Origin of the sequence: Flagellimonas olearia, from assembly GCF_009184425.1 — a bacterium.
GTDB lineage: Bacteria > Bacteroidota > Bacteroidia > Flavobacteriales > Flavobacteriaceae > Flagellimonas > Flagellimonas olearia.
Map to the genome: position 1 here is coordinate 282,938 of NZ_WELG01000002.1, position 16,832 is coordinate 299,769.

Here is a 16,832-nt window from a genome sequence, read left to right on the forward strand (position 1 = left end):
TCATGATTTTTGTCATCTAACTAATGTTGATGACCTCCTCTATTTGTGGAACGTATTTTTTGATGGTCATTTCAACACCACTCTTGAGGGTCATTTGGTTGACACTGCATCCAATGCAGTTTCCTTCCAAACGTACCTTTACGGAACTGTCGTTATCTATTGAAATCAATGTAATGTCCCCGCCATCACTCTGAAGGAAAGGTCGGATTTCATCCAACGCCTTTTCTACATTGGTTTTAATCTCTTCTGATGTCATGCTCATTTCTTTTTAACGGCGGCACAACCAGCCATTGTTGTAATTTTTATTGCCTCGGTGGGAGGAAGGTCCGTGTTTCTCTTGACCAACTCCTGCACCACACTTTTTGTAAGTTCTTCAAAAGCCTCTTCTGTTGGGGTTGCCGTTTGCAATGCAGCCGGTCTTCCTACATCCCCTGCTTCCCGAATACTCTGGACCAACGGAATTTCTCCCAAAAAGGGAACTCCCAAATCCTCGGCCAAATTTTTGGCCCCGTTTTCCCCAAAGATATGGTATTTGTTGTTAGGCAGCTCTGCTGGAGTGAAATAGGCCATATTTTCCACGATTCCCAGAACAGGTACGTTTATGGCTTCCTGCTGGAACATAGCCACCCCTTTTCGGGCATCGGCCAATGCGATTTCCTGTGGAGTACTTACCACTACGGCCCCTGTTACAGGCATGGATTGCATGATACTCAAATGAATATCCCCGGTCCCGGGAGGCAAATCCAACAACAAAAAGTCCAACTCGCCCCAATGGGCGTCAAAAATCATCTGGTTCAACGCCTTTGCGGCCATGGGTCCCCGCCAAATCACGGCTTGGTTGGGTTCCGTAAAAAAACCAATGGACAATAATTTGACCCCATAATTTTCAATGGGTTTCATTTTGGCCTTGCCGTTTACATTGATGGAGAGAGGTTTTTCTGTGGCCACATCGAACATAATGGGCATGGACGGTCCGTAGATGTCCGTATCCAAAAGCCCAACCTTAAAGCCCATTTTGGCCAAGGTAACCGCTAAGTTTGCCGTTACCGTGGATTTTCCCACACCGCCTTTTCCGGAGGCCACGGCGATAATATTCTGGATGCCAGGAATAGGGTTTCCCTTTATCTGGTTCACCTTGGGCTTGGCCGGGGCATCAACCTTTAGGTTGACCTTTATCTTGGCCTTTTCATAGACCTCGCTATGGATGATCTTTAAAATCTCCACTTCAGTCTTCTTTTTGGCCTGAAGACTTGGGTTTTTTATGGTCACGTCCACTTCCACCTCATCACCAAACACTTGGACATTGGTCACCCCACCGCTTTCCACAATATTCTGGCCTTCACCCGGTGCGGATATTTTTTCCAACGCTTTTAGGATATCTGCTTTTTTCAGCTTCATCAATCTTATTTTTTCTGCAGTCGTTTGTATTGATTCTAAATTACAAAGATACGCCTTAGGCATGGATTATTGGAAGTTTGCCCATTGAAAATGAAGATGGTGTGATTGGTACTGCTTATGCAGGTTTTCAGCCCAATTCCCTCATAGGGTCCCAGAAGTATTTTTGGAAATCCACAATCTGGTTATCCTTCACCTGGACCCCCTCATTTTCCAAAAGCTGCTGCATGAGATTGGTTCCGCCAAAATGGTGTTTTCCGGTCAATACCCCCACCCGGTTTACCACCCTGTGTGCAGGCACATCCTTTGCTGAGGAATTGTTCATGGCCCAGCCCACCATACGGGCACTTCGGGCCGCTCCCAAATACTTGGCAATGGCCCCATACGAAGTGACCCTGCCATACGGAATCTGTTGGGCCACTTGATAGACTTTGTCAAAAAAGCTCTCTTCTTCCATATCAGCGATAAAAAATTCGAATCAGGGTAATCACCAACAATACGAGCATGAGCGCACTTAAAATGTAGTTCGAGTTTTTTGAGAATCGGTTGGTCTTGGTCTCCAACTTATCAAAATAGAAGGTATACAAATACAGTACCGAAAAGGTTCCGGCACCGGCAGCCACTACAAATGTGGTGATGTCCTTGGCCTCAAATTTTATCCATCCGGCTTCGTTCCACATGGCATTGAGCCCGCTGTAGTAGGGTATGGTCAGTAAATTCAAAGCCGCCAATAATACACCTTTGTAAAAACTGTTCTTTTTACTGACGTTGACCTGTTTGATTTTCTGTGTTTTATTTCGTTTAGCCGTGACAAAAAAGAAGACTGCAAAAAACGCAAACACCACAAGGGCGATTTTTAACAGTAGGTCTATTACCTCTGGATTTCTATACAAAAACTTGGAAATGAGCACGGCCACATACGCCTGTACCATGATCATTGAGGAAACCCCCAAACTAAAAACAATGCCATTTAATTTTCCTTTTTCCACACTGGTCTTGGCCGCATTCATATTGAGCAAACCTGGCGGCACTGTAGCCATGAAGGCTGCCGAAAACGTGGCAAAAAAGAGGATGATAATATGGGTCATTGGTTAGTTGATCCTAAACTGAATATAGGTAATCGGTTTTCCTGCTTCAAGATACTGATTTTCATAGAATGTCTGTATTTCCAAAACTTCGGATGGACTACCCTCATTTCGGTACACATCATGGTTGGCATAGCAAATTTCATGCCCCAATCCTTGCAAAAGTCCCAAGGTGTACCCATGCATGTATTCACTATCGGTCTTTAGGTGGACAACTCCCTTGGGTTTAAGAATCTGCTTGTACTTTTGGAGAAACACGGGGTTGGTAAGACGGTGCTTGGTGCGTTTGTACTTGATCTGTGGGTCTGGGAATGTAATCCAGATTTCATCCACTTCGTTTTCGCCAAAAAGTTGATCTACCAACTCAATTTGGGTGCGCAAAAATGCCACATGGTCCAATCCATGTTCCAAGGCGGACTTGGCTCCCCGCCAGAACCGGGCTCCTTTAATATCTATCCCAATATAATTTTTGTCCGGGTTGCGTTGGGCCAGACCCACTGTGTACTCCCCTTTTCCACAGCCCAATTCCAGGACAATGGGGTTATTGTTCTTGAAAAAAGCGTTCCATTTGCCTTTCCATTCAAATCCTTCCAAAACCTCATCCCTTGTAGGTTGTACCACATTGGTAAAAGTTTCGTTTTCCCTGAACCGTTTTAGTTTGTTCTTACTTCCCACCGCTTACAGATTGAGCAATAATTTAATGTTTTGGCAAAACTAAGGAAATCCACAAGCAATATGGATTTTGTTTTTTTGCATTTATGCAAAGTTCCAAACGCATTTTGGTAGCCCCATTGAATTGGGGATTGGGTCATGCCACACGTTGCATCCCCATTATACAGGCTTTATTGAACCATGGCCATCAGCCTTTTATTGCTTCGGATGGGGTTGCCCTATCCCTTTTACAAAAGGAATTTCCGGAATTGCCTTCGTTCGAATTGCCGTCCTACAAAATCACCTATGCCGAAAAAGGAAAGAACTTTAAGATCAAAATGATCTGGGATTCACCCAAAGTTCTCAAGGCCATGGCCGATGAAAAGAAGGCCGTAAAGCAGTTGGTGAAGGAGTATGGGTTGGACGGTATCATTTCCGACAACCGATTGGGGGTGTTCTATAAAAAGGTGCCCTGTGTTTTTATTACCCACCAACTCAATGTACTTTCTGGAAACACCACATGGATGAGTTCCAAGGCCCATCAAAAAATCATAAAGAAATTCAATGCCTGTTGGGTGCCCGATGTGAAGGACAAACCCAACCTTACCGGAAAATTGGGACATCTAAAAAAATCCAAATTGAACATTCGGTATTTAGGTCCTCTGAGCCGGTTTGAAAAAAAGCATTCTCCTATGGTCCATGATCTTATGGTCTTGCTGTCCGGTCCGGAGCCGCAAAGAACCTTTTTGGAAGAAAAACTATTGTCCGAACTCCAAGGTTTTGAGGGGAACATACTTTTTGTGAAGGGGAAAATAGAGGAAGCCCAGACCCAAGAAAAACTATCAACCCCAAAAGGTTCCATCTTGCTGTATAATTTTATGCAGTCGCAAGAACTTCAAACGGCCTTGAATCAAAGTGCAAAGGTATTGTGCCGATCGGGGTATACCACGGTAATGGACTTGGCCAAACTGGAAAAAAAGGCCTTTTTTATTCCAACCCCGGGTCAATATGAGCAAGAATATTTGGCCAAGCGGTTGGAGAAACATGGATTGGTCCCCTACAGCCATCAAGAGGATTTTACTTTGGAAGACTTAAGCCGAATGGATGATTTCCAAGGGTTGAACCAATTCGAGTCGGAACTGGATTATTCGGATTTGTTTTCGGTCTTTTTCTCTAGGGTAAATGAAAATTCGGACCCGATACCCTCTTCACTTTCCACATAGATTTTCTCTCCATGGGCCTCTATGATATGCTTTACAATGGAAAGACCCAATCCTGAGCCCCCCTCGCTACGGCTACCGCTTTGGTCCACTCGATAAAACCGCTCAAAAAGTCTGGGGATATGTTGCTTTGGGATACCTCCGCCATTATCCGTTACCCTTATGATGACTTTGTTCTTGATCAGGTTTTCCACGCTTACTTCCGTGGTTCCTTTGGGAGAACCGTACTTGATGGAGTTCACCAACAGGTTACTGATCACCTGTTGTATCTTTTCCCGATCGGCATTGACATAAATGGGATTGGGGTATTCCATATCAAACGTGAGGGTAATCTCTTTTTGGGCCGCCTTCATCTCCAAAAGATCAAACACGTTTTGGATGAGCTCAATAATATCAAAATTCTCACGGTCCAGTTTTAGCTCCCCTACTTCCAATTTGGTAATCAGGTCCAAATCCTTTACAATGTAGATCAAACGCTCCACGCCCTTGTTGGCGCGTTGCAGATATTTCTCCCTGATTTTTTTGTCTTTCATAGCTCCATCCAGTAGCGTAAGGATGTAGCCTTGCACGGTAAAAAGGGGTGTTTTCAATTCGTGGGATACGTTACCTAAAAAGTCTTTTCGGTATTCCTCCCTGATCTTCAAGGTATCTATCTCTATTTTTTTGCCCTCGGCGAACTTTTCTATCTCTTCGGTAAGGGTCTTCATATCCGTAGTGACGGGCTTTGAAGAAAAAGAGGAAGATTCCAGCAAAGAGACATCATCGTAGATTTTCTTGATACGTCTGTAGATAAAACGCTCCACCCGCATTTGGAGAACCGCAAAACAAATCACAAAGCAGCCCGCGGCATAGAATATGGTATACAACCACTCCAATTGCCCCTTTACAAACTGGAAGGCAATAATGGAGGCTGTGGTAAATAGGGTGATAAGAAGGGATGACCTTAAGGCAAACTTATAGGATTTCCGTATCTGAATGGCCATTATAGAACAAACTTATACCCTACACCCTTAACGGTTTTAAAGTGATGATCGCCTATTTTTTCACGAAGTTTTCTGATGTGCACGTCTATGGTACGTCCTCCAACGACCACCTCATTGCCCCAAACCTTATCCAAAATGACCTCTCTTTTGAAAACCTTGCTGGGCTTGGATGTCAAAAGTGACAACAATTCAAACTCTTTTCTGGGCAGTACAATTTCCTCACCATCATTGATAATCTTGTACTCTTCCCTATTGATGACAATATTACCCACCTTGACAATTTCCTCAAGATCTTTCTTTTCTTCCTTCAACCTTCGCAACAAGGCTTTCACCTTGCTCACCAAGACCTTTGGTTTTATGGGCTTGGTAATGTAATCATCGGCACCCGCATCAAAACCGGCTACTTGGGAATAGTCTTCCCCTCGGGCAGTAAGGAATGTGATGATGGTATTTTCCAATCCTGGGGTGTTACGGATCACCTCGCAGGCTTCAATGCCGTCCATTTCTGGCATCATAACGTCCATGATGATCAAATGCGGGTTCTTCTTCTTCGCCTTTGCAACAGCCTCCACGCCGTTTTTGGCAGTAAAGACCTCATAGCCTTCAGAAGAAAGATTGTAGCTTACAATCTCCAGAATATCAGGCTCATCATCAACAAGTAAAATCTTAATATCCTTAGTTTTCATGGGATGGTATTTCTAAGTTAATCGCCCAAATGTAAAGATAATACTATAATGCCATAAATGCTTAACGTTGATTTAATCCCGTAACATTATTGTAACGGTTTTCCAATAAACACTTAACATACAGCTAACATCGCTTTTACAGGCCGTGGCGTTCTTTGCGCCAAATACTTAGCTGATAATGAAATATTTTTTAATGATTTTTACCCTTGCATGCACCATGCAAGTAGTAGCGCAGCAAACCACTGGAAGTATAGTGGGTAAGCTGACCGACAAAGAGCTCAATGATGAGCCTTTAGCCTTTGCAAATGTACTTATTAAAGGTACCACAATGGGTACCACTTCAGATTTTGATGGTCTCTATGAGATTCCAAGCGTTGAGCCCGGAATCTACACGTTGACCTATAGCTATTTGGGCTATGAAACTGTTGAAATTCCAAATGTGGAAGTAATTGCTGGCAAAGTAACCAGCGTAAACGTTCCCATGAGTGCATCTTCCGGATTGGCCTTGGACGAAGTTGTAGTGACCACCGTTGCCCGGAAGGATTCAGAAATTGCATTGCTTTTGGACCAAAAGAGGGCCATTACCTTGGAAACCTCCATTGGAGCCCAGGAATTGGCCAGAAAAGGGGCCAGTGATGCCGCTACGGCCGTTACCAAAGTTACTGGGATTTCCCGCGAAGAAGGTTCCAACAATGTTTATGTAAGAGGTTTGGGAGACCGATTCAACATTACCACCCTCAACGGACTTCCATTACCCTCCAACAACACCGCCAAAAAGAATATTGACCTAAGTCTATTTGGCACCAGCATCATTGAATCCATAGGAATAGACAAGACCTATAATGCACAAAACTATGGTGACTTTGGTGGGGCGAACATCAATATTGTATCCCGTAACTATACCGGTTCCGGTTTTATGGAGCTTGGCGTAGGTTCAGGAGTCAACACCGAAGCTATTGGTGTTGATGATTTTTACTTGTTCGATGGGCCCAATTTCACCGGATTTTATGACAAATCCATCCCTAGTGGGGCCTTCAACAATAGTTTTGATACCAGTTGGGACCGCGAAAGTAAGAGTACACCCATCAATTCCAACATTTCGCTTAAGGGAGGGGATTCCTTCAATATTGGTGAAAACTCCAAATTGAGCTTCTTTGCCGTTGGTTCGTTCAGCAATGGAAACTCTTACAGGGAAGGTGTGAACCGAGGTGCCCCCAACTTAGGAACCGGATTGCCCAATTCTGACTTTGATTATCAAAAATACAGCTACAAAACGGCCACTACCCTTATGGGTAATGTAGGACTTCGTTTAGGTAGTGCCCATGATATCCGATACAACTATTTATTGCTCAACAATACCGAGCAAAAACATGAGGAGTTCAACGGTATTTTGGATAGGGAAGATGATGCCCCCAACGGAGGAGGTTTCATCCAACGGAATACTTTTGAGAAGACCTTGCTTGCGGTTAACCAATTATTGGGAAGCCACGATGTAAGTGAAAAATTTGAAGTGAACTGGGGCTTGGGATACAACTATGTACAGAACTTGATTCCAGACCGTCGTCAAAATATTCTTTTGCCATACTCCAACAACGACCCCGAAGGACCTAAATCCTTTAGATTGGTTTCCGCTGCCTCGGCAAACCATAGGTTTTTCCAAGAGCTACAAGAGGAGGAAGTCTCTGCAAACCTTTCAACTTCTTTCAAATTCAAGAAAAATGAGGATGACGGATTTGACGGAAAACTTACCGTGGGATACAACGGTCGTTTAAAAAATGTTGCTTTTGATGCCACCCAGTTCAACTACCAAATATTGAACGTGGCCAACCAACCCTTCGTTGACCCATACAACATCGATGCCTATTTTGATGAATATGGTCCCAACTCCGGTTTTTGGCAAATACGGACTTTTAGGGGAACTGCTTCCACGGAAGGTGCCCTTGACCCGCAGACCTACGGTGGGGAGCAGCAGATCCATGCAGGATATTTGACCTTGGAATACAAGTTCTCTCCTAAATTCACCCTGTTTGCCGGCGCAAGGGGTGAGCAAATCACCCAGAACATTGACTGGAGTACCGTTATCCAAGGAGACGACAGTAGCGAATTGGACACCTTTGAGTTCTTGCCTTCGCTAGCCTTCAAGTATGAGTTGAACGAAAAGCAAAACCTAAGGTTTGCAGCCAGTAAAACCTATACATTGCCACAATTCAAGGAACGGGCACCCTTCCTTTTCCAGGAAGAGATCAACCAAGATACACAAGGTAACCCCGCCCTTCAGAATTCCACCAACTACAACTTCGATTTAAGATGGGAATTGTTCCCTTCTTCAAGCGAATTGGTATCCTTTGCCGTATTTGGGAAGTATATTGAAAACCCCATCAACACTTTCTTGATCGTATCGGCCGCCAACAATTTAAGTTATGCCAATACCGGCGACCATGCCACGGCCTTTGGTGCTGAGTTGGAAGTGAAACTGGACGTGATAGAAAATGAAAGGGAAACTGCCGAAAGCATATTGACCGACAGACTATCTATTGGCGGTAACGTTTCCTACTTGAACACCAATCAAGAATTGGACTACCAAAAAGTTTCGGATGAAACCATGTTTGCAGCTGCGTTCACCAATACAAAAGCGCCGTTGCAAGGGGCATCTGACTTTATTTTCAATCTCGATGCCAGTTACTACACGGAGTTTTCCGAGAATAGAAACCTGAGATCTACGGTTGCGGCCAACTATTTCTCTGACCGTATTTACGCTTTGGGAAGTACCGGTAGAGGGCATTTGGTAGACAAAGGTTTTGTTACCCTTGATTGGATTACCGCCGTGGAATTGGGAGACCATTTTGGAATTGGATTGAACATGAGAAACCTCCTAAACCCAACTGTTGAAAGGGTCAATGAAAATGCAGAAGGGGATTTGGACACCGAAAACCCAGCTATTCCTGGCTTTTTGGAAGATGGTCCAGTGACCGCTTTATCATACAAAAAAGGGGTTGACTTTAGTCTATCCTTGACCTATAAATTCTAAACACACTGAATATCAACCAGTAAATGAATATTAATCCAAATATTTAAATCTAAAACTATAACAATGAAAAAATCACTTTTAAAATTTGTCCTAAGCTTCGCTTCAGCGGCCTTGGTAGTCTCTTGTATGAGCGATGACAATGGCCCTGCTCCTGACCCAGACCCGGTAGCCACGTGTTCAGATAACATTCAGAACGGGGATGAAACCGGAGTTGACTGCGGGGGATCATGTACTGCTTGTGTTGAGCCACCCGTTGAACTTTCAGGCGAAGTAACCGAGGATACCGAATTGGATGCTTCCAAAGAATATACCCTAACCGGCTCCTATATTGTAAAAGCAGGTGCTGCTTTGACTATTCCTGCCGGTACAACCATCAAAGCTTCCGGTGGTACTGCTGCCTTTATTGGTGTTGAGAGAGGTGCCCAGATTTTCATCAACGGTACAGCTGCTGCTCCTGTTATCATGACTTCAGATGCTGCTAGCCCTGCACAAGGTGATTGGGGTGGATTGGTAATTGCCGGTGATGCCCCTACCAACAAAGGTGAAGACGTACTTTCTGAAGTAGGTGACCTTACCTATGGTGGTTCTACTTCCGATGACGATTCTGGTTCCATTACCTACCTACGTGTAGAATATACCGGTGCCACATTCTCCAATGACAAAGAATTCAACGGAGTTTCTTTGTTCGGTGTTGGTTCCGGGACTACTTTCGAGTACGTTCAGTCTTTCAACGGTGGTGATGACGGTATCGAGTTCTTCGGTGGTACTGTAGATGGTAACTACTTGGTATCTATTGGAAGTGGAGATGATTCCATCGACTTTGCTGATGGATGGACAGGTTCCGGTAGCAACTGGTACATTGCCGGTGGCGCCAAAGCCGGTATTGAAGGTTCCAACAACGGGGATAACGGTAATGCCACTCCTGTGACCACAACTACCTTGAGCAATATTACCGTGGTTGGTCCTGTTACCGAAGGTGCCCTCTTCTTTAAAGAAGGTGGTGGTAACTTTACCATCGACAACTTTTATGCTTCTGACATTGACCTAGCCGTTCACGTAACCGATGGTGACACTCCTGCCGCCACTCGTATAGAAAATGGCGATTTGGTTATCACCAACATTCAGTTTGCAGATCCTGCAACTGGTTTCGAGGCTACAGATTATACAGGTCTTAACCAAGCATTCTACACTGAAGGTGTTGCCACAGGTGCCGGTAACGGTGCTGCATCCCCTGATTGGGCTGCCGGCTGGACCACAGGTTTGGAAAATAGCGCTTCCTCAAGCGAAAACTTGGCCGGTGAAATCACTGGTGATGTAGAATTGAGCGCTTCCGTGGAATACTTCTTGACTAGCGGATTTGTTGTAAAATCAGGTGGTTCCTTGACCATTCCTGCCGGTACAACCATTAAAGCTTCTGGTGGTACTGCTGCCTTTATTGGTGTTGAAAGAGGTGCCCAGATCTTTATCAACGGTACTGCTGCTGCTCCTGTAGTAATGACTTCTTCCAGCGAAACTCCTGCACAAGGTGATTGGGGTGGATTGGTAATTGCTGGTGATGCCCCTACCAACAAAGGTGAAGATGTAACCACAGAAGTGGGTGACCTTACCTATGGTGGAAATACTTCCGATGATGACTCTGGTTCCATTACCTACCTACGTGTTGAATATACTGGTGCCACATTCTCCAATGATAAAGAATTCAATGGAGTTTCTTTGTTCGGTGTTGGTTCCGGGACTACTTTCGAGTATGTTCAGTCTTACAACGGAGGTGACGATGGTATCGAGTTCTTTGGTGGTACCGTAAACGGAAACTACTTGGTATCCATAGGCAGCGGTGATGATTCCATTGACTTTGCTGACGGATGGACCGGTAACGGTAGCTACTGGTATATTGCCGGTGGTGCCAAAGCGGGTATCGAAGGCTCCAACAACGGTGATGATGGCGATGCCACTCCTGTGACCACTACTACTTTGAGCAATATCACTGTGGTTGGTCCTGTTACTGAAGGTGCTCTTTTCTTTAAAGAAGGTGGTGGTAACTTTACCATTACCAACTTCTACACCAGTGGTGTTGATTTGGGAGTAAATGTAACCGGTACGGATGCTGAAGCTGCTGTTCGTATTGAGGCAGACGACCTTTCTATCACCCCAATCCAGTTTGCATCTCCAGCCTTGGGATTTGTGAATACCAACTATGCTGGACTGAATCAAGATTTCTTGACTGTAGGTGACAACACAGGTGCCGGTAACGGTGCCGGCGAACCCGATTGGGCTGCAGGTTGGACTGTAGGTATTGAATAATCACATAGATTTTCTACATTATATTGAGAGCCCCACGATCGTGGGGCTCTTTTTTTGCATTTCATCGAAAAAAGAAATACAATTCGTTGAACGGCTCCAGCATCGCGGACATATTTTTTTATATTTGTGGCACAGCCTTTGTTATCAATACTTTATGAAGCACTTTTACCTTATCATTTTCTTTTTTGTCTGTACTCTTGGTTTTTCGCAGGAAACTACCTCTAGTTCAGATATTGATGGGTTTAAGCTGTATCCAAACCCCGTGACCCAGGGCAAGGTTTTTATTGAGACAAAGGATAACGCCCCAAAACAGATTCTTATTTTTGACGTATTGGGAACCCAAGTACTCCAAACCACCATTTTAGGCAAGGAACTCAACCTTTCCCGTTTGGTCAAAGGTGTTTATATTTTGCGGGTTTTGGAAAACAACAAAGTGGCTACCAGAAAGCTTATTGTCAAGTAATTCGGGCTTTTTCACCACATTACAAGCACCACACACCACAACTTTTACCTTTTCACCTACAGAAACTCCCATTTCACAACATTTTGTAGCCCTTCCCTACTGATTTACATACTTTTACATTGCATAGACCCCAAATCAGCATTCATGAAGAAACTCTACTTTGTTCTCATTATGGCTTTACCTATATTCACCTACGGTCAAGAGTTGGTCAGTGTAAACACTGAGCCCCTACAAGAACTCACGGGTTTTAAAATGTACCCCAATCCTGCTTATGGCGAAGAAGTGTACATTACCACGGAATCCAACGGGACCAAGCAGATAAAAGTGTATGATGTTTTTGGTGAGGTTGTCCTTACCGATCGCATATCCACCAATACCTTGGACATCTCGCGACTGGTACCTGGAGTCTACGTCCTGCAAGTAACCGAACAGAAAAAAACCATGACCCGAAAGCTGGTCGTGAAGTAAAAAACATATCTTAAAAGCCCCACTCTAAACGTGGGGCTTTTTATTTTTGGGTACTTTTACGGCCCAATGGACAACACGGACCTTCAACAACTATTCTCCATTCAAAACTCCAATGAATTTGATTCCTTGGCCATGGAAATATTCCGTTTCCAGTACAGTGCCAACAACGTTTATGGCACGTATTGCAATCACTTGGGAAAAAGCCCTTCCAATGTTCTCCACCCTTCGGAAATCCCTTTTTTGCCCATCGAGTTTTTTAAGTCGAAAAACGTCGTCTCCTCCCCAAAGAAACCGGAAGCCATTTTTGAGAGCAGTGGTACTACCCAAAATACAACAAGTAAACATTATGTGGCCGACCTAAGCTTGTATGAACGTAGCTTTATGGAAGCCTTTACATTGTTTTATGGACCTGTGGAAGAATTATGTGTTCTGGCCCTATTACCTTCCTATTTGGAGCGCTCTGGGTCGTCATTGGTCTATATGGTAAATGAACTGGTATCCCGTTCGCAACATCCCGATAGTGGATTTTATCTGTACAACCTTAAGGACCTTCATCAAAAACTGAAAGCACAGGAGGTTTCTGGTTCCAAGACCTTATTGATTGGTGTCTCCTTTGCCCTTCTGGATTTGGCCGAGCAATTTCCCATTTCCCTAAAACATACCACCATCATGGAAACTGGTGGAATGAAAGGGCGTCGTAAGGAATTGATTCGTACCGAACTCCATGACGTCTTAAAAGATGCCTTTAAGGTTCCCAACATACATTCCGAATATGGTATGACGGAGCTTTTGTCCCAAGCCTATTCACAAGGCAATGGTATTTTTAAGGCCCCACCATGGATGAAAATCCTGACCCGCGACACGGAAGACCCTTTAAGCCTTCAATCCCACGGTAAAACAGGTGGTATAAACGTCATTGATCTGGCCAACATCCATTCCTGCTCTTTTATTGCCACACAGGACTTGGGAAAACCCTATGCCAATGGAACTTTTGAAGTTCTGGGCAGGTTTGACAATTCGGACATACGGGGCTGTAACCTTCTGGTCCTTTGACAGGGTAAGTAACGAATTCCATCAATCCACACATAAATCCAACCACCTTATATATCCATTATCCGTGGTTTCAAAGTTTTATGTAATTTGATAGGCATAATCAAACAAACCAACAATTATGGATAGAAATGCATTCTTAAAAAGAAGTGCCCTTTCGGCCGCCGCACTTGCATCTTTGCCCTCATTTGCCCATTTTTCAACAACTTCCGATAAAGGAGGCAATCCATTGACCCCTAAAATAGTACGCAAGGGCGAAGGCAAGAAGGTAAACGTTATTGGAGACCAACAAACCTTTAAACTTACTGGAGAGGACACCAATGGCATGTTCACATTGATTGAGGAAGTGAATCCTCCCGGCACCATGATCCCTCCCCATGTACACACCAAAGAGGATGAAATATTCAAAGTTTTGGAAGGTGAGCTTGAAGTTACCGTTGGAAATGAAACCACTGTTTTAAAAGCAGGAGACCTTGCCTTTGCCCCTAAAAATGTCCCTCATACATGGAAAGTAGTGGGTGATCAAGATTGCCGAACCATTTTAAGTGTTTTCCCTGCAGGATTGGAGCACATGTTCGAAGAGTTGGGGAATCTGCCCCCAGGTCCACCAGACTTCGCCAAAGTAAGCGAAATCTGTGGCCGTTACGGAATTTCCTTCATCGCCTAAAAATAAGGGCCATCTTAAAAGATGGCCCTTATCATTTATTCCACTACCAGAACAAAGTAGTTCTTTTTGCCCCGCTGTAACAGGACAAACTTGTTGTTGATCAAATCGGCCTCGGTTATTAAGTAATCTTCCTTTACCTTCTCCTTATTCACCGAAATGGAATTCTGTTTTAGTTCCCTCCTTGCTTCGCCATTAGATCCCAAAAAACCGGTTTTTGCGGCCAAGGCTCCAATCATATCCAAGCCAGAAGCTATCTCCTCCCTTGCTATTTGCGCTTGGGGAACCCCTTCAAAAACATCCAAAAAGGTCTTTTCGTTCAATTGCTTTAAATCCTCGGAAGTGGATTTACCAAAGAGAATTGCACTGGCCTTTATGGCATTTTCCAAATCTTCCTTGGAATGCACCATGGTAGTGACCTCTTCCGCCAATTTCCGTTGAAGTTCCCTTAAATGGGGGGCCTCTTTATGTGCTGCTACCAAGTCTTCTATTTCTTGTTGACTCAGAAACGTAAATATCTTGATATACTTTTCGGCATCCTCATCCGAGGTGTTCAGCCAATACTGGTAAAATTTATAGGGTGAGGTCCGTTCTGCATCCAACCAAACATTTCCCCCTTCGGTCTTCCCAAATTTGGTTCCATCTGCCTTGGTAATCAAAGGACAGGTTAGGGCGTAGCCTTTTCCGTTCCCTATTCGCCTGATCAGTTCCGTGCCCGTGGTAATATTTCCCCACTGATCACTTCCACCCATTTGAAGGGTACAGTCATGCGCTTGATATAGGTGTAAAAAATCGTACCCTTGCACCAATTGATAGGTAAACTCTGTAAAGGACATTCCTTCCTTGGCGTCTGCCGAAAGTCGTTTTTTAACCGAATCCTTGGCCATCATGTAGTTGACGGTAATGTGCTTTCCCACATCGCGTATAAACTCCAAGAATGAGAAATCCTTCATCCAATCGTAATTGTTCACCAATACCGCAGCATTGGGCACATCACTTTCAAAATCCAAAAAACGACTCAACTGCCCTTTTATGGCCTCTTGGTTATGTCGAAGCGTCTCTTCGTCCAACAAATTCCGTTCGGCCGATTTTCCTGAGGGATCCCCGATCATTCCCGTGGCACCACCCACAAGGGCATAAGGCTTATGGCCGGCCAATTGAAAATGTTTCAGCATCATCACTCCCACCAAGTGCCCAATATGCAACGAATCCGCTGTGGGATCGATTCCCACATAAGCAGCACGCATAGCTTCCATAAGATGCTCCTCGGCACCGGGCATTACATCGTGTATCATTCCTCTCCACTGCAGTTCCTGAACAAAATTCTTCTCCATGGTCGACTTTTTGAATAGCTGCAAATATAAAATGAAGTTGCCACTTACCTCAATAAATTCAGTACAAATAGGTACTTTTATCATATGATATTGGTAACAGGAGGCACTGGATTGATAGGTTCGCACTTACTCTTCCACTTGATAAAAAATGGAAATGCGGTGAGAGCCAACTATAGAAGCAAGGATGCACTCCAAAAAGTGGCCAAGGTCTTTGGCTATTACACAGACCAACCCGATACGTTACTGGAAAAAATACAATGGGTACAGGCAGACATCACCCATATTGGCGACTTGGACCAGCTGTTTCACGGAATTGAACAGGTGTACCATTGTGCTGCCCTAATTTCCTTTGATCCCAAAATGTACAAAACCTTGGTCGCGACCAATGTAGAGGGAACGGCCAACATCGTAAACCTAAGCCTCAAGCATGGCGTAAAAAAACTTTGCCATGTAAGTTCCATAGCCGCCATAGGTTCTTCCAAAATGGACAAAGAAGTGACTGAGGACAATGAATGGAACAACACCAATGCTTCGGTATACGGAATTACCAAACACGATGCAGAGCTGGAGGTCTGGCGAGCCTCACAGGAAGGGCTAAAAGTAGTTATTGTGAACCCTGGTGTGGTGATTGGACCTGGATTTTGGAAATCTGGAAGTGGAAGTTTTTTCACCTATGCTGCCAAAGGCAAAACCAATTATATCCCTGGTGGTACCGGTTTTGTATCCATCAATGATGTGGTCAAGGCTATGCAAACCCTAATGGAATCCAATATCACTGGAGAGCGGTTCATCTTGGTCAGTGAAAATTTAACGTATGGGGAACTGTTCCATAAAATTGCTCCAAAATTGGGGGTATCATCCCCCACAAAAAAAGTATCCTTTTGGATGTTGGAACTTATGTGGCGTTTGGACGGACTGCGAAGCTCTTTATTGGGAAAAAGGCGGAGACTCACCAAAGCTATGGTCAAGGGGCTACGACACCAAGACATCTACAGCCATCAAAAATTGAAGAAAGTACTTGATTTTGACTTTGAGGACTTGGATACCGCAATTGATTTTTGTTGTTCCAAGTTTCCTGATTAGGGGTCTACAAGGCTGTCCTTTGCACTCCTAATGGAATCCCTCCGTTTTTCTTGGGCCCTTCTAATACTATCATTTCTTTTTTTGGTCATTCTATCCATCATGTTCTTGCGTTCATCAATTCTAGCTTCCACATCTTCATAGATGGATTGGTATTCCAAAGGAATTGAGGCATAATACAGGTCGCTCTCCACAAATTGCACACTATCTATTTGATACTTTTTGTAGATAAAATCCATGATCTCAATCCCATTTTCATCAAATGTTTTGCTAAAGGCTGATTTAGCGGCGTTCATAAGGGCCAAGTCATGCAGAATATCGGCCATTTTCTCCTTTGGAATAAGGTTTTCCGGTTTTTCCACCACCTTCTCGCCGCACGAAAGGATTAAGATTCCCATCAAGAACAAAACAAGCTTTCTCATGC

17 protein-coding genes are annotated in these 16,832 nt (G+C 44.1%); 8 read left to right on the forward strand and 9 right to left on the reverse strand.

Annotation, left to right across the window (positions count from 1 at the left end; genetic code table 11):
• Positions 1–16: 16 nt before the first annotated feature.
• From F8C76_RS10605 to trmB, 5 genes are all read right to left on the reverse strand, one after another.
• On the reverse strand, positions 17–256 hold the full coding sequence (locus F8C76_RS10605; protein ID WP_129653574.1) for a NifU family protein: 240 nt from the start codon (positions 254–256) through the stop codon (positions 17–19).
• Between the two features lie 2 nt (positions 257–258).
• Complete coding sequence (locus tag F8C76_RS10610) at positions 259–1,398, reverse strand: Mrp/NBP35 family ATP-binding protein (protein ID WP_129653575.1); 1,140 nt, start codon at positions 1,396–1,398, stop codon at positions 259–261.
• Positions 1,399–1,525: 127 nt separating this feature from the next.
• Positions 1,526–1,852 (reverse strand): MGMT family protein, encoded by a 327-nt coding sequence (locus F8C76_RS10615; protein WP_152131710.1) that lies wholly within the window; start codon positions 1,850–1,852, stop codon positions 1,526–1,528.
• A 1-nt stretch (position 1,853) separates the two neighbouring features.
• Positions 1,854–2,483 (reverse strand): LysE family transporter, encoded by a 630-nt coding sequence (locus F8C76_RS10620; protein ID WP_152131711.1) that lies wholly within the window; start codon positions 2,481–2,483, stop codon positions 1,854–1,856.
• A gap of 3 nt (positions 2,484–2,486) precedes the next feature.
• Positions 2,487–3,155, reverse strand: a complete 669-nt coding sequence (trmB, locus tag F8C76_RS10625; RefSeq protein WP_152131712.1) for a tRNA (guanosine(46)-N7)-methyltransferase TrmB — start codon at positions 3,153–3,155, stop codon at positions 2,487–2,489.
• 83 nt (positions 3,156–3,238) lie between these two features.
• On the opposite strand from trmB, the gene F8C76_RS10630 reads away from it, so the two are divergent.
• The gene (locus tag F8C76_RS10630; RefSeq protein ID WP_152131713.1) at positions 3,239–4,354 is read left to right on the forward strand and encodes a glycosyltransferase; all 1,116 of its coding nucleotides are present in this window, start codon (positions 3,239–3,241) and stop codon (positions 4,352–4,354) included.
• Here the strand turns inward: F8C76_RS10630 and F8C76_RS10635 are convergent.
• Both F8C76_RS10635 and F8C76_RS10640 read right to left on the reverse strand, forming a co-directional pair.
• Positions 4,276–5,334: a sensor histidine kinase gene (locus F8C76_RS10635; RefSeq protein ID WP_152131714.1), complete on the reverse strand. Its 1,059-nt coding sequence runs from the start codon at positions 5,332–5,334 to the stop codon at positions 4,276–4,278. The two genes, F8C76_RS10630 and F8C76_RS10635, sit on opposite strands and share 79 nt — an antisense overlap.
• Positions 5,334–6,020 (reverse strand): response regulator transcription factor, encoded by a 687-nt coding sequence (locus tag F8C76_RS10640; RefSeq protein ID WP_129653581.1) that lies wholly within the window; start codon positions 6,018–6,020, stop codon positions 5,334–5,336. The genes F8C76_RS10635 and F8C76_RS10640 overlap by 1 nt, the downstream gene beginning before the upstream one ends.
• A 193-nt stretch (positions 6,021–6,213) precedes the next feature.
• On the opposite strand from F8C76_RS10640, the gene F8C76_RS10645 reads away from it, so the two are divergent.
• The 6 genes from F8C76_RS10645 (at position 6,214) to F8C76_RS10670 (ending at position 13,997) form a co-directional block, all read left to right on the forward strand.
• Positions 6,214–9,048, forward strand: a complete 2,835-nt coding sequence (locus F8C76_RS10645; RefSeq protein WP_249042402.1) for a TonB-dependent receptor — start codon at positions 6,214–6,216, stop codon at positions 9,046–9,048.
• A 63-nt stretch (positions 9,049–9,111) separates the two neighbouring features.
• Entirely contained in the window at positions 9,112–11,349 is a 2,238-nt protein-coding gene (locus F8C76_RS18850) for a beta-helix domain-containing protein (protein ID WP_211372149.1), read from the forward strand.
• A 154-nt stretch (positions 11,350–11,503) separates the two neighbouring features.
• Positions 11,504–11,812: a T9SS type A sorting domain-containing protein gene (locus tag F8C76_RS10655; RefSeq protein WP_129653583.1), complete on the forward strand. Its 309-nt coding sequence runs from the start codon at positions 11,504–11,506 to the stop codon at positions 11,810–11,812.
• Positions 11,813–11,956: 144 nt separating this feature from the next.
• Positions 11,957–12,280: a T9SS type A sorting domain-containing protein gene (locus tag F8C76_RS10660; protein WP_129653584.1), complete on the forward strand. Its 324-nt coding sequence runs from the start codon at positions 11,957–11,959 to the stop codon at positions 12,278–12,280.
• A gap of 66 nt (positions 12,281–12,346) precedes the next feature.
• A complete protein-coding gene (locus F8C76_RS10665) occupies positions 12,347–13,333 on the forward strand; it encodes an acyl transferase (RefSeq protein ID WP_152132867.1) in 987 nt (328 codons plus the stop codon).
• Positions 13,334–13,451: 118 nt separating this feature from the next.
• On the forward strand, positions 13,452–13,997 hold the full coding sequence (locus F8C76_RS10670) for a quercetin 2,3-dioxygenase (protein ID WP_152131716.1): 546 nt from the start codon (positions 13,452–13,454) through the stop codon (positions 13,995–13,997).
• Between the two features lie 35 nt (positions 13,998–14,032).
• Here F8C76_RS10670 and tyrS read toward each other — a convergent pair whose 3' ends face one another.
• Complete coding sequence (tyrS, locus tag F8C76_RS10675; RefSeq protein WP_152131717.1) at positions 14,033–15,328, reverse strand: tyrosine--tRNA ligase; 1,296 nt, start codon at positions 15,326–15,328, stop codon at positions 14,033–14,035.
• An 84-nt stretch (positions 15,329–15,412) separates the two neighbouring features.
• Here tyrS and F8C76_RS10680 point away from each other — a divergent pair, with 84 nt between their 5' ends.
• Complete coding sequence (locus F8C76_RS10680; protein ID WP_152131718.1) at positions 15,413–16,411, forward strand: NAD-dependent epimerase/dehydratase family protein; 999 nt, start codon at positions 15,413–15,415, stop codon at positions 16,409–16,411.
• On the opposite strand, the gene F8C76_RS10685 is transcribed toward F8C76_RS10680, so the two are convergent.
• A complete protein-coding gene (locus F8C76_RS10685; protein ID WP_152131719.1) occupies positions 16,408–16,830 on the reverse strand; it encodes a DUF4296 domain-containing protein in 423 nt (140 codons plus the stop codon). The genes F8C76_RS10680 and F8C76_RS10685 overlap by 4 nt on opposite strands.
• Between the last annotated feature and the right edge of the window lie 2 nt (positions 16,831–16,832).